13 protein-coding genes are annotated in these 12,520 nt (G+C 32.7%); 2 read left to right on the top strand and 11 right to left on the bottom strand.

Translation table 11 applies throughout. The features are described from left to right. Positions 1 to 523 precede the first annotated feature (523 nt). Both PALPR_RS07855 and PALPR_RS07860 read left to right on the top strand, forming a co-directional pair. Entirely contained in the window at positions 524 to 1,750 is a 1,227-nt protein-coding gene (locus tag PALPR_RS07855; protein ID WP_171805031.1) for a sensor histidine kinase, read from the top strand. Next, positions 1,740 to 2,417 carry a response regulator transcription factor gene (locus tag PALPR_RS07860; protein WP_013445088.1) on the top strand — a complete coding sequence of 226 codons (678 nt, stop codon included), beginning with the start codon at positions 1,740 to 1,742 and terminating at the stop codon, positions 2,415 to 2,417. Before PALPR_RS07855 ends, PALPR_RS07860 begins: the two co-directional genes overlap by 11 nt. Before the next feature lie 27 nt (positions 2,418 to 2,444). Here PALPR_RS07860 and PALPR_RS07865 read toward each other — a convergent pair whose 3' ends face one another. The 11 genes from PALPR_RS07865 to PALPR_RS07915 form a co-directional block, all read right to left on the bottom strand. Further along, complete coding sequence (locus PALPR_RS07865) at positions 2,445 to 2,756, bottom strand: hypothetical protein (RefSeq protein ID WP_013445089.1); 312 nt, start codon at positions 2,754 to 2,756, stop codon at positions 2,445 to 2,447. 148 nt (positions 2,757 to 2,904) lie between these two features. Beyond that, complete coding sequence (locus tag PALPR_RS07870) at positions 2,905 to 3,216, bottom strand: HigA family addiction module antitoxin (protein ID WP_013445090.1); 312 nt, start codon at positions 3,214 to 3,216, stop codon at positions 2,905 to 2,907. A 250-nt stretch (positions 3,217 to 3,466) separates the two neighbouring features. After that, a complete protein-coding gene (locus PALPR_RS07875) occupies positions 3,467 to 4,225 on the bottom strand; it encodes a metallophosphoesterase (protein ID WP_013445091.1) in 759 nt (252 codons plus the stop codon). Positions 4,226 to 4,255: 30 nt separating this feature from the next. Continuing rightward, complete coding sequence (locus PALPR_RS07880) at positions 4,256 to 4,582, bottom strand: hypothetical protein (protein ID WP_013445092.1); 327 nt, start codon at positions 4,580 to 4,582, stop codon at positions 4,256 to 4,258. A gap of 170 nt (positions 4,583 to 4,752) precedes the next feature. After that, positions 4,753 to 6,468: a relaxase/mobilization nuclease domain-containing protein gene (locus PALPR_RS07885; protein WP_013445093.1), complete on the bottom strand. Its 1,716-nt coding sequence runs from the start codon at positions 6,466 to 6,468 to the stop codon at positions 4,753 to 4,755. After that, the gene (locus PALPR_RS07890; protein WP_013445094.1) at positions 6,465 to 6,782 is read right to left on the bottom strand and encodes a plasmid mobilization protein; all 318 of its coding nucleotides are present in this window, start codon (positions 6,780 to 6,782) and stop codon (positions 6,465 to 6,467) included. Before PALPR_RS07890 ends, PALPR_RS07885 begins: the two co-directional genes overlap by 4 nt. 271 nt (positions 6,783 to 7,053) lie before the next feature. Next, positions 7,054 to 7,929 (bottom strand): toprim domain-containing protein, encoded by an 876-nt coding sequence (locus tag PALPR_RS07895; protein ID WP_013445095.1) that lies wholly within the window; start codon positions 7,927 to 7,929, stop codon positions 7,054 to 7,056. 240 nt (positions 7,930 to 8,169) lie between these two features. Further along, on the bottom strand, positions 8,170 to 9,360 hold the full coding sequence (locus PALPR_RS07900; protein ID WP_013445096.1) for a VapE domain-containing protein: 1,191 nt from the start codon (positions 9,358 to 9,360) through the stop codon (positions 8,170 to 8,172). Positions 9,361 to 9,363: 3 nt separating this feature from the next. After that, positions 9,364 to 9,666 (bottom strand): DUF3853 family protein, encoded by a 303-nt coding sequence (locus tag PALPR_RS07905; RefSeq protein WP_013445097.1) that lies wholly within the window; start codon positions 9,664 to 9,666, stop codon positions 9,364 to 9,366. Positions 9,667 to 9,857: 191 nt separating this feature from the next. Further along, positions 9,858 to 10,880, bottom strand: coding sequence for a hypothetical protein (locus tag PALPR_RS07910; RefSeq protein ID WP_013445098.1), 1,023 nt, complete (start codon positions 10,878 to 10,880; stop codon positions 9,858 to 9,860). 3 nt (positions 10,881 to 10,883) lie between these two features. Continuing rightward, positions 10,884 to 12,260, bottom strand: a complete 1,377-nt coding sequence (locus PALPR_RS07915; RefSeq protein WP_013445099.1) for a site-specific integrase — start codon at positions 12,258 to 12,260, stop codon at positions 10,884 to 10,886. Positions 12,261 to 12,520 lie beyond the last annotated feature (260 nt).

Consider the following 12,520-nt stretch of genomic DNA (forward strand, 5'->3'; position numbering starts at 1 on the left):
TACTTCCATCGTAAAAACAGTGTTGACCAACGGACTCAGCATAAGATAATGCTTCTATATTTTGTAATGCAAGACATGATACATTGTTGACACGCTTGTTTACAATAGTAAAATTGAATGTAGTGACAAACAGTACCATCACAGCTAAAGAATAAAGTATTTTTTTCATTTGTTTTAAACTTAAAGAATGATAGGCAAATTAAACATATTTAGACAAAATATACACAAAAAAAAAGCAACTTAATTCTGATAAAATTCTGTCGTAATTCTGATACAATTCTGTTTTAAATTATTATATTTGCTAAATTTTCATAGCAAAAAGAATACTTTCGATTGCATTTTCACCTAAAAAATATAGTATCAGCTATTTATGAAATTTAAGCATACATATATTCAAATAATTATCGTGCTGGTATCGACACTAATCACACTGAATCAGACAGTGTGGATTACCAATATGTATAGTCTTCATAAAAAGGAATTGATAGATTATGCAAATCGATCAGCAAGCCAAGCTATTTTCATGGAAATAGCTGAAAGAGGTGAATCTATTGGTGGAGTTAAAGTTTTCTCAACGAATCTGTCAGAGCCCAATGACACATCGAGATATGTTGTAAAAAGAGTCCGAGCAGAAGACACTACTTATGTGGTTACTATTGATAGGCAAGATCCAAGCTCTATGTATAAAATAGCACAATTAGTTTTAAAAGATGAGTTACCAATTGATTTGCCAAAACTTAATGCTTTTTTCAGGAAGGAACTTTCTGAAAAATATGCAATTAAAAATACCTATTTTGATTATTTGGATTTAAAGAATAAGAAAGTAATTAAGAGCTGTAAACCTGAAGATATTTCATCTAATTATCTGCAGACGGATACAATTACACTTGATATACTAAACAATATTGCTGTGGTTGGCTATATTGAGGTTCCCAATATGGCAATATTGAATAAAATGGGATATCAGTTAGCTCTTTCTGTTCTTCTGATTTTAATAGGCGTTGGAGGTATGATTTATTTAGGCAGAAGTTTTGTGCTTCAATGGAAACTGGAAAAACTCCGGCAGGAATCTGTAAACTCCATGACCCATGAGTTTAAGCGCCCGATTTCAAGTGCTGTAGCCATGGTTTCATTAATACCGTTTTATATCGAAAAAAATGATATTTCTAAGGTAGTTGCCTACGCTGACAATACGATAATAGAACTAAATAAACTGACTGCATACACTGAACGGATTCAGCAGATCAGCAACAACGAGAAAGTAAATATTGTATTAAACAGGTCTAAAATAGAAATTGAGACCTTGGTTCAGTCTATTCAGAAACGTTATTCCAGCCCTGAAAATTCTGAGAAAAAAGTACATATACAGACTAATATTGACACTAAAAAGAAGTCACTCTTTGCGGATGTCCTCCATTTTTCGAATGTTATGGATAATCTGGTTGAAAACGCTATTAAATACTCAAATAAAGAGGTTGACATTAATATCGAGATAGTTGATGTAAACGAAGGGATTAAAATATCTGTAAAAGACAATGGTTTGGGTATATCAGCTTATGATTTGAAGTTTATTTTTGACCGATTTTACAGAAGTAACCGAAAAGAACTGAAAAGAAAAACAGGATTTGGTCTTGGGCTAACTTACGTAAAATCAATGGTGGAAGCTCATGGGGGGAGTATTTCTGTTATTAGCAGGATAAATGAAGGTAGTGAATTTATTATTTTATTACACGAGAAATATGAAGCATAAAATACTATTAGTTGAAGATGATTTTATATTAGGAGAAACTTTAAAGGATTTCTTTGAGAGTAATGGATTATCTGTAGCATGGGCACAAGATGGTAATATGGCCATTAAATATTTCAACAATATAAAACCTGAATTAATTTTACTCGACGTTATTTTACCGGAGAAAGATGGTTTTGAGGTTATTGCTGAAATTCGTAAGTCCAACACTATAGTTCCTATAATTTTTATGACCGGCACTCAGTTTGAGGCTCCCTATCAAATTAAAGGATATAAGCTGGGAGCTGTTAATTATCTAAGAAAACCAATCGTACCACAGGTTGTGTTGGCTCAAATTAACAGTATCCTAAGTCCAATAACAGCCCGAAGGTATAAATTTGAAAATCTACACATCATTATAGACAATCAATTACTAGTCATTAACAACACAGAGATTATAGTTCGGGAAAAAGAGTCTAAATTGTTTGTGCTTCTTTTAAATAATCAGCACAAAGTACTGTCTCGTAACGATATTTTACTTGCTATCTGGGGTGATAATTCCTATAATTTGAATAACGTGCTTGACTCAACCATTTCGCACCTTAAAAAGAGCCTAACAGCCTTCCCTGCCTTACAAATAGTATCTGTATATGGAAATGGGTACAAACTGACTATCAATACAAATATTTAAGATATAAGACAATAGAAATATTGTGAATTAATCCATCCGTCTTTCAAAATTTATATTGTTTTTCTTGTTTTTTGTCACTCCAAGATGTGTCATCATCTTGGAAATCTGCTCACTTACCTCTGAAAACTCATAGGGTTCTTGTAGTGATGTTGATATCTGAGACTCGTTGAAATGTCCCTGTTCTGCTTTCCTAATAAACCCTAGGTAAATTGAAACCCGATTCATCGTATCAATATTCTTATTTGAATAAAAAGCCCGAACTGCTCTGAATAATTCTTTGTCAAAGCTTGCTGATACAGCACTTGTTTTGATAAAAATGGCATTAGAGCAATCTTTCATTTTAAAAGAAAATCTATCTCACCACTAAATACACTAATAAACAGTAAATTACAAACATTAAGAGCTAAAATGGAACTAAACATACATATGTTTGTTCCTTTTCTTGTTAATTCGAATAGTGCAGAAAAGCCTGATCAATGTAAAAGACCTATATAACTGAGTCGATTCTGTTTATTTGTTGCATTGAGGTTTTGTCTGTACGAGCAATCTGTATATTGTATCTTGATTGCATGTTCATTAGCATCTCAGCTTCCAATCCCAGAACTGCTTCAACACGCAATGCAAATTCAACACTCACAGAACGCTTTAGATTCAATATTTCATTTAAAGCGGTGTAAGAAACGCCCATTTGTGTGGCTAGTTTGCGTTGAGAGATGTTTATAAATTCAATTTCATCTCTCAATATTTCTCCAGAGTGTGTTGGCGAAAAAGGTATAATATTATTTGCAAAAGTTTCCATTGAGGTTATTTATATTGGTTCAAGTACTTTTAAACTTGGTGATAATCAGCTACAGTTCCATTTACAGAGGAAAGACGTGAGTACGAAAACATCAAAAAAATTGAGAATCTATTAAGATATCTCTTGAGAACTTGGGCGGTCTACATCAGTACTAGAAATCATCTCACCACCAAACCTTGAAAAAAAACATCTTAGTACTACTGAGGGAAAAGAGTATATTTGTATTCTATATTTCTACATTTATATAATACTACAAATTAAAGCTTCGATTTCCAATGTAACCTGATTGTTCTCCGTACTTTACATAACCCAATTGATTGGTCAACAATCGCGTTTTTCCAATTGAAAAATCAGACGTATTACCATGCGTATGACCGTAAATCCAATAATCAGGGGCAGCACATTCTATCAAATCATATAATTCAACTGCAAATGCTTCATTTATAATACTGTCTCTATATTTTTCAGGGTAGTTTTTATAAGTCGGTACATGGTGAGTAACTACTATATTATTAGTAGATGTTTCCAAGGTTAATTCTCTTTTAAGAAATGCTAAACTATCGGCATGTAATTGGTTATACTGAGCTATTGAAAGTGGATATCCACGATGTTTTATGACATGAAAATCATTCATTCCGCTTTGAATCTGATATTCCTTGGCCGTACTAATTTTACTCCAAAGTGTTGAGAAAATAAACTTTACATCATCATGTATTAGCGAAGTATTATTTACTAAAAATATATTACTTCGTATTTTCTCATTCACAACACCACATTTTGTTGCAATATTGAAGTGATAATACTCGTGATTACCTGGTACCCAATAGGTAGCTGCAAAACTGTCGGAAAGAAAGCTAAAGAAGTCTTTGTACTGATCCATCAACTTAAATGGGACTATATCACCTGCAAGCAGTAAAACATCGCCAACAACCTGTAGCGGGTTCTCCTTTAAATAAGCCCTATTTTCTATAAATTCCAAATGTAAATCGGAAGCATATTGGACAATCATGTGTGTATAATGATTTTCGGAATAAACTAGTTATCCAAGTTTTTTATAAATAACCTTGCTTATATTGTTCAATTCAACTAAGTCTTCTCTTCTCATTTCAGCATTTAATCCTTCAGCATACCAATTGCTGTCCTTAAATACCACATTAACTGCATGTATATCTAAATCTTTAGTTAGAAACACATAACTCCTTTTTCCACTTGCTTGTTCTAATATAACACATGGATTTTTTAAAGTTCTCTTCAATAGGTCATGCACATTAGAACTTAACACAGAATTTACAATTGCCAAACCAATAGATTTCGCATCAAAAAACACCTCGTTATATTGAGGATCAATAACAGATAATGTATTCATATTTACATTTTTAAAGTGTTTACATTTAGTTTACTGACTAATTATATTGAGTTATAAAAATAGCACGCAATTTACAGAAATTATTTGTTTTTTTTATAGTCTCAGAAACTGAAAATCATATAATTCTAAAACAGGGAAACATATTTTTAAATAAAAATCGATGTGAATTTTCATAATTCAACTTTGCCTTTAAAATCGATATTATTTTTCTTCTTTTTCTTTTTACTCAAGGGAGCATCATCATTTTGCAAGTTTCCACTCACTCCACCTACATCTGAAAATTCAACCCGTTCTTGTAGTATTGGTATATTAGACCCGTTGAAATCTCCATGTTCCACTTTATTCATAAACCGGTTCATCGTATCATTATTATGATTTGCCTGAAGACCCTGAACTGCTATGAATAATTCTTTATCGAAATTAGCGGATATATCCCGAGCTTTAATAGGAATGGCATCAGTACAATTTTTCATTTTAAAAGAGAATCCCTTTACTTCTGCCGATTTACTTTTTCTTACCCATAGTGAGATGCCTTTCTCTGAGAGTTTTTCAATAAGATCCTCAATGCTCTTAGCCGAAGGTAATGTTAGTATTACCTGATTCCTTATATGTGTTTTTTGCGCTTCTTCACTCATTGAGGATTGCTTTACAATTGTTCCAACTTTTAATAGATCGTTTAACGGGGTTGCTTCACCACTGAAATATCTTGTTATATTGAAAAAAGAAAATCGGCGATTGGTTGTAATTTCACTTGCCTTTATGATTTCCGCTCCTTCAATATCTTTCAATTGAAATGAGATTCCATATATTCCTCCTGTATTTTGATGAAGCATAGCATTAACTCCAATTTTATCTAACTCTATAAGATAACTCTCAAATGAGTTACTATTATTTAATGCTACAATTACCTTTGAAGCAATTGCGTTTTTTTGCTCATCGGTAGACATTGCTCTTGTAGTCATAAAGTTTGAAATAGCTGCATAACGATATTTCTGCGGCAGACGATTTTCTTTAAAATAGATATTTGCATTGGGAAGTCCATAAGTTAGCTTCTGTTTTCCATCCTTGTCTGCAATAGTTCTTACATATAGTCCAGCTGCATGAACTCTCTCGAAAAAATCATACTTGTTTTTTGATGAAGTATAGCACATATCAAGTTGTTGGAGTAGTTCTTCTTTATATAAACTCACAAAAAGATTATTCTTCTCCAAAACATTTCCTACCTCGTTATAGACATTTTTACCGAGAAGAATTTCTAATTCGGTATTAGATAACTGATTATTTTGAATTAGTTTTGCTTCATCCGAAAGTAATTCCAGAAGCTCAGTTTTAGTCGAAAAATTACGTAATCCTTTATCTAATGCATTAGAGAAATAGTATTCTCTTTCCTTTATTTTCGAGAGGCTTTTACTGTTGAATTTATTATATTCAACCTCTTTAAGCCCGTATTTTTTCTCTAAATCTCTTGATAATTCTTGTGATTTACGCCAATCATACGAGTTAGATACATGAATACCATCGTAATCAACAGTTGTTGACAAAATATGTAGGTGTTTATGCTCTCTATCTGAATGTCTAATTACAGCGTAACAACAGTTACCATAACCCATTCGTTGCATGTATTCTTTTCCTAGTTGAAGAAATTTATCGTTGTCTATTTGTTCTCCGGGAGTCAAATTCAGGGATACTTCGATAAACTTTTTATCTACACGATCATTCATCTCACCAACTTCTTTCATTTCAACAAAAAGTTTATGTATATCGTTTTCAAAGAAGTTATCGTACAAGTATTCGCCTTTTCCAACCTCAATCTTAGTTACATTGTATGATATTTTTTTTAATAAGGTTGTATTATCTCCGAATGGACTGGATATTTTAGCTATCATATTTTCCTGATTTTGTCAATAATTAATTGAAGCATTTGTTTGTATTCTTCCATTTGTGTATACGTATCAAGATAATTTAACGTATCTGAATTTATATTTAATCTGTGTGCAATTTGATTGATATTGTTACCAATAAATCGAATTTGCCGTATCATCTCATTGTCTGTTTTGATAATTATACGATGATTTAAAGCTGTTTTTCTCATATAGGCAGAAACTGAAATGCCTAATTCATTTGCCTTGTTTTTGATCTTGGTCTGTTCATTAATTGTAATTCTGACTTCTATTCTAGCCATTTTTATTTCTTCTTTCATATTTTATACTTTAAGTGCGACCATAGGGAGAACTAATTTCCTAAGCTCGGCTTAGGCAAGGTGATTTGACGTACGGACAAACACATACCTTGCACGTGATTATTCGGCGATTATTTGCCATTGTGAATTGTAATTCAATTTTGTTGATTTTATATTTTTTTCTGGCTCATTTCTCCTATATCAAATCAAGAGTTGCGACCATTTATTTTAGAGCTTCCTGACTTACAGAATAACTTTTATTTACTTCAAAGGGGTACTCTCTTTATTTAAGTCAGGATTTTTTTTGTTTCATTTTCTTACCACAGAGAAAATCGTTCAAATCGTTATACTCTCTAAAGTGGATAGATTGATTTAAAATTAGGTGTCCGTATTTTTTTTGTAGGCTTCCTAAAGCTTGACATCCCGCATTATCATTGTCTAAAAAACAGGAGATCTGCTTATATGCAGGAAGCATCTCTATTACGTGATTTACTAAAGAGGTTGAGTTAAGAATTATAACATCACTTTCAATGGGTTCTATCTGTTTCTTCAAAGTTTGATAAGAGAGAAAATCCATGAATCCCTCAAAAACCAAACATCCAACGTTAGTCTCATTTGAATTTCTAATGGTAGTTATTTCCTTTGGAGCTACACAATTTTTAAAATAAGCATTGCGAAGCTCATAGCCTCCTACATCGTTCTTAAATGCAATTGAAAAATAGGATTTATCCTTGACAGAATAATAGATTTCCTGCAAGTATCGTTTAGCTATTTCAACGCTGATCTTTCGTTCAATACAGACATAGTCTAATAAAGCTTTATTTTGGAGTGGTTGAATTTTTTTGATGCTAAATTCAGTTGAGGTGGCTAATGTATTCCCCTGAAAAGAAAAAAAATCAAAACTATATTGTTCTTTTTCTAGTGCCATGATGGCATCATATTCAGAACATTGCTCCAGCTTCATTACAAGATCAATGAGCGTACCACCCATGCCTGTACCGTGATCAAACCAAATATTTTTGACGTAATCAACTTTCATGCTTGGGTTATTGTCTTCTCTGAACGGACAATAATACATACCATAATATGCCATTTCTTTGGATGGCAATATTCTTCGGTTGGCTAAATAGCCTTTTATACTTATTTTATTTGCTTCTTTAAAAGTCATAATTCTAATTCTATTATTTGTGGTTATTATCTTACTACGTTACTACAACCTTTTATTTAAAGAATATCAGCTATATAGAATGTAGTAAGATTGTTTCTGTAGTAGCTACTACCGGATAATTAGTAGTAGTGTAGTCAGTATGTAGTCAGATAAATTTCTTATCACTTACTACATTTAATCTTTTTTGTTTCAAGGGAATAGTTAATTTTGTAGTAATGTAGTAAGATGAAATATATAAACCTATTGATAAAATGGGTTTGGAGTTACTTTAATTACTCCATAACAATATGCCGGATTTCCATTTAGCCTCTTTGATACCTTTACAAACCTCGTTTTTAATAGTGCCTCACCCAATCGTTTTGAAGAAAGCGTATAGGCTGTATGAGCTTGTAAGTAATTAAGAATATCAGAATTAGTTAGGTACTCGACGCTATTGTCCGAATCATTTGGTACAATGAATCCTTTAACCAACATTTCATATTCTAAAGTCTGCACCTGATGACGGTTATTGTGTATAGTCAGTTCTTGAATTTCAATATCGTTGAACCAATAACGGATGCCTGAATGATACAAAAACATGACTTCCGCATAAACATCATCCATTCTGATTTTAGTTGCTTCTTCGATATTAATGTCAACAACTTCAAAAGCGAGAAATCTTCTTGAACCGGTTGGATCAGTCAGAAATTCAGAACCATTAACAGAGGCCATGAAGCTTGCAGTATGCGGATATTCTTCAATATAAATATCGTATGGTCTACGGTACTTTACAGATGGAGTAGTGATTAAGTTCTTGAGGGCATTCTCGTCTTTTTTGTTGAGTTCTTTTAACTGATCGTCGATGTTGATAAATAAGAATTCAGCTATAAGAGTTTGAGTGTCCTTGCTTTGCGGGTCTATTTTCCCTGTAAATAAATATGATTTAAGACGTTGAGGACACAAATGATCTAGGAAAGTTGTCTTGAATTTTCCTTGTGCACCTGTTAGAACAAGGCATAAATGGTTTTTGCACTGGCTGTCGTCTAAGGTGTTTGCAGCGACACCCACTAACCATTTAGTTAGGTAGGGTGTCCACTTCTGCGGGTTAGTTACAACTACTGAGTTGGCCAGTGCTTTTATCGCTCCATTTTGTACTGGAACTAATTCATTGAAGTATTGTTTCAATGGGTCAACCTTTTGAGCAAAATCACTAAAGATAATGGTTCTAATATTATCAGTAGTGGTATTTACTCCGTTTCTATCCAATTCGCGCCTGAAAGTATTGATATGGTAAGTTGATATAGGAATGAAAGTACCCGTATCGTTCTTTTTACGAAATTCAGATTTGGATTTAATCGTATTGAATCTAAACTCGTAGCTTTTGCATAGGTAGCGTTCAATACTCTCATTTTTGGAATATTTTGAAGTCTTGGTCTCTTCATGATTTGCCATAAGCTACTTTCTACCTCCATTTTTACGGCCTGCAAGTTCTAAAGCCATATCTGCATCAATTATTACCTTTCTTCCTACCTGAATAATCGCCTTATCAATCTTCCCAGATGCCTTTATCCTGTTAGCCGTTGCAATACTACAGTCGAAGAGAGTTTTCAAGCCTTTCAGGCCATAGACATATTTCTTGGAATTATCAACTAATGGAGAACTTTGAACTTCTTTTTGTCCTGAACTTTGCTGAAGAAAGAGAAACTCATCTCCAGTCATCTGCCAAAGTGGCTTTTGTTTTAACTCTTCAATATTCATATTTTATAATGTTACGATTAAACAATGCCTTGTACTTCGGCTTTCATGTTCGAACATTGCAAAAGTATATATGAACGAGAGTTGCATGGTGGTTGTATAAACAAAAAATATCCACTTGAATTTCAAGTGGATATAATATATTTCAGGTGGTAAAAGTGGTGTCCCAGTAATCCATGATTCAATTTGACCCTTTAAGTGATTATTTGATTGATTTTTTGTTTGAAATTATATGATTTGCTACCTTCTAAGGCTGAATTAACGCAAGTGGATTTAGACCTATAAAAATTCATATCAATTTTTAGTATTTCACAAATATTGTTTCTCCAGCTTACACATTCTTTGCATTTTTTCTTTTTCAAATAATTATACAATTTGTATACATAAAAAACTACTCTCTCTTTCTCATTTTCTGCAAACTCCAGCCGAACTTGCGCTGGTAAAAGATTAATATTGTGATAGAAATCGACAATCGATATTTTTTTAAACAACTGATCGTTAAATTCCGTATAAATAAGCAATACGAAATCCATTTTAAAATATTCAACTTCATTTAAAGTGTTTGATTGATATTCATCAGGGAAGTAATAGTTTATACATGTGAGTAAAGACTGATTCAATTGGCATACTTCTCCAAATATATTTTTAAAATATCTGCTTGCATTTTTTGCGTCTTCATATTCCAAACTATAGAGTTCATCAAGTTCTGAACAATATTTCTCATGTTTAGCCTGAATTTGCTTAACTTCTTCATGCAATGTCCCCACTATTTTATTTCCTTTCCAACTTTCAGACTCAAGTTCATGCTTTGTGCCATTTAACTCGTGAAAAATTCGATATGCACCTTCTTCCATCAGTTTGATTCTCTGTCTGTGTCCGCTTAGAAATTCATCACAGACATCCATTATATCAATATTATCAAAGAATGACTTATTGTTGGAATATAATTCAATATTCTTTTTTATTTCTGTAGTTAAATTTTTTATAATTGATAATTGAGACTTTTTATCAATAAATAGACTAAAATTTAAAAGAGATTTGTCAAAAGCTATTATATCATTGTATTGATTATAGAAATCAGTAACATGCAATTGATCCAAATAATTAAGCTTTAATTTCTCTCTGACTGTGAAATAGATATAGTTTAATTGTTTGTAGTGAGGTAAAATCTCTGTTAGCAGAAGAAAGTCTGATTTTGGGGTTATGCTATTTTCCATGTTCTATACTTGATTAAATTTATTCATTTCTTGTTCTTTCAATAAATCTACTATTTTTATATAAGGCTTCATAGCCTTATAATCACTATGTCCAGTCCAACGCATTACCACCTCAGCTGGAATGCCTAGAAATAATGCATTCACAATAAATGTTCTCCTTCCACAATGTGTTGTAAGCAAGTTATATTTTGGATGAACCTCTTCAATGCGTTCATTGCCTTTAAAATAAACAATTCGTTGATCTTCATTTATTCCTGCGATTTCACCCATTTCTTTTAACCTGTCGTTCATTTTTTGATTGGAAATTACCGGTAAAACTTTGTTTTTAGGGAAATGAACATCTTTGTACTTATCGAGAATTGCTTTACTGTATTTATTTAACTCTATCTTAAGCCCATCTGTTGTCTTTTGCGTTACAATCGAAATGAATGTATCTCGAACATCTGAACGGCTTAATTTAGCCACGTCCGAATAGCGCAAGGATGTAAAACAGCAAAAGCAAAAAACATCCCGAACATACCCAAGCATTTTTTTGCTTTCATCGGTTAAGTCTATCTCTTTTGGATTCCCTGAAACAGTCAAGATTGGTCTACCGTTAATATCCTTCACTTTCATTCTAGCCTGACTAAAATCAAAGTTGTAAAGGCTCATTAGTTCATTCCAGGTAAGATGTATGACTTCTTTTTGATTTCCGTCTGTCCCTTTGAATTTTGGTTTCCAAACCATATGTAAATTGCCTGGATAATACCCCTTAGCATTTGCCCAACGTAAAAACCACTTTACAAAAGCCACATTTTTCGCAATGGTAGTGTTTCGCATATCTTCTTTATGAAGATGAGCTACAAAGAGCTGCATTTGCTCTTCATTTAATGTTTTGAGATCTAATTTTGGATCGAATGAAAACAAATGTTTTCGAATAGATGAAAACTTTGTGAACGTAGCGGATGTCCAGCTGTTTTGCCAACCCATAGTGCGGGTAAACTCATCGAATATAGTGAAGAAAGTTTGAGCCCGTTCTGGTTCTTTCCCTGTTGATTTGCCGTTTGCCTCATTGAAAGCGGCCCGGTACTCTTTCTCATCAGGCAAATACTCCATGACTTCAAAACACTTGAATACATTATCTGCTAAATTTTCAAGTCTTTGTATTTCAGTATTTATTTCGGAAGCGGATATTTTTTTCTTGCTATGAGTGGTCCCACTCTTGCATCGTTGTGTTTCGGTTGACCATTTTTTAAGATCAACCCTATAGCCAACATTGAAATTGACTATCTTGCTTTTGTCGAATCTGACACGCAACCGTAACTTTGCATCGGACTTATATCCAATCGCTTCCGTCCCTTCTTTATCAGGAAAAAATAGATAGTTTCTCTTGATCTGCATAATTTAATTATTTAGTCCCTATTATACAAAAGTAGGGACTAATTTTTAAATATGCAATGATTATTTGTGATATTTTACGATAACACAAAAATACATACTACTGTATATTAGAGATATTTAGATATCACTTGATATTGATTGAACATGTATGTGTTAGAGTCTTCCTCTCCGCTGACTACCAAAGACAAATGATAGAAAAACTTAGACAAATCCCGTAAAATCAAGGTTTTACGGGATTTGTCTATTTATTATCGATAACG

It is taken from the genome of Paludibacter propionicigenes WB4, from assembly GCF_000183135.1.
Taxonomy (GTDB): domain Bacteria; phylum Bacteroidota; class Bacteroidia; order Bacteroidales; family Paludibacteraceae; genus Paludibacter; species Paludibacter propionicigenes.

What these genes read in the sequence shown, in the direction of transcription:
- PALPR_RS07915 (WP_013445099.1), bottom strand. Translation starts at nt 12,260, where the DNA reads ATGCAGATCAAGAGAAACTATCTATTTTTTCCTGATAAAGAAGGGACG.
- PALPR_RS07895 (WP_013445095.1), bottom strand. Translation starts at nt 7,929, where the DNA reads ATGACTTTTAAAGAAGCAAATAAAATAAGTATAAAAGGCTATTTAGCC.
- PALPR_RS07865 (WP_013445089.1), bottom strand. Translation starts at nt 2,756, where the DNA reads ATGAAAGATTGCTCTAATGCCATTTTTATCAAAACAAGTGCTGTATCA.
- PALPR_RS07905 (WP_013445097.1), bottom strand. Translation starts at nt 9,666, where the DNA reads ATGAATATTGAAGAGTTAAAACAAAAGCCACTTTGGCAGATGACTGGA.
- PALPR_RS07890 (WP_013445094.1), bottom strand. Translation starts at nt 6,782, where the DNA reads ATGAAAGAAGAAATAAAAATGGCTAGAATAGAAGTCAGAATTACAATT.
- PALPR_RS07875 (WP_013445091.1), bottom strand. Translation starts at nt 4,225, where the DNA reads ATGATTGTCCAATATGCTTCCGATTTACATTTGGAATTTATAGAAAAT.
- PALPR_RS07870 (WP_013445090.1), bottom strand. Translation starts at nt 3,216, where the DNA reads ATGGAAACTTTTGCAAATAATATTATACCTTTTTCGCCAACACACTCT.
- PALPR_RS07880 (WP_013445092.1), bottom strand. Translation starts at nt 4,582, where the DNA reads ATGAATACATTATCTGTTATTGATCCTCAATATAACGAGGTGTTTTTT.
- PALPR_RS07860 (WP_013445088.1), top strand. Translation starts at nt 1,740, where the DNA reads ATGAAGCATAAAATACTATTAGTTGAAGATGATTTTATATTAGGAGAA.
- PALPR_RS07910 (WP_013445098.1), bottom strand. Translation starts at nt 10,880, where the DNA reads ATGGAAAATAGCATAACCCCAAAATCAGACTTTCTTCTGCTAACAGAG.
- PALPR_RS07900 (WP_013445096.1), bottom strand. Translation starts at nt 9,360, where the DNA reads ATGGCAAATCATGAAGAGACCAAGACTTCAAAATATTCCAAAAATGAG.
- PALPR_RS07885 (WP_013445093.1), bottom strand. Translation starts at nt 6,468, where the DNA reads ATGATAGCTAAAATATCCAGTCCATTCGGAGATAATACAACCTTATTA.
- PALPR_RS07855 (WP_171805031.1), top strand. Translation starts at nt 524, where the DNA reads ATGGAAATAGCTGAAAGAGGTGAATCTATTGGTGGAGTTAAAGTTTTC.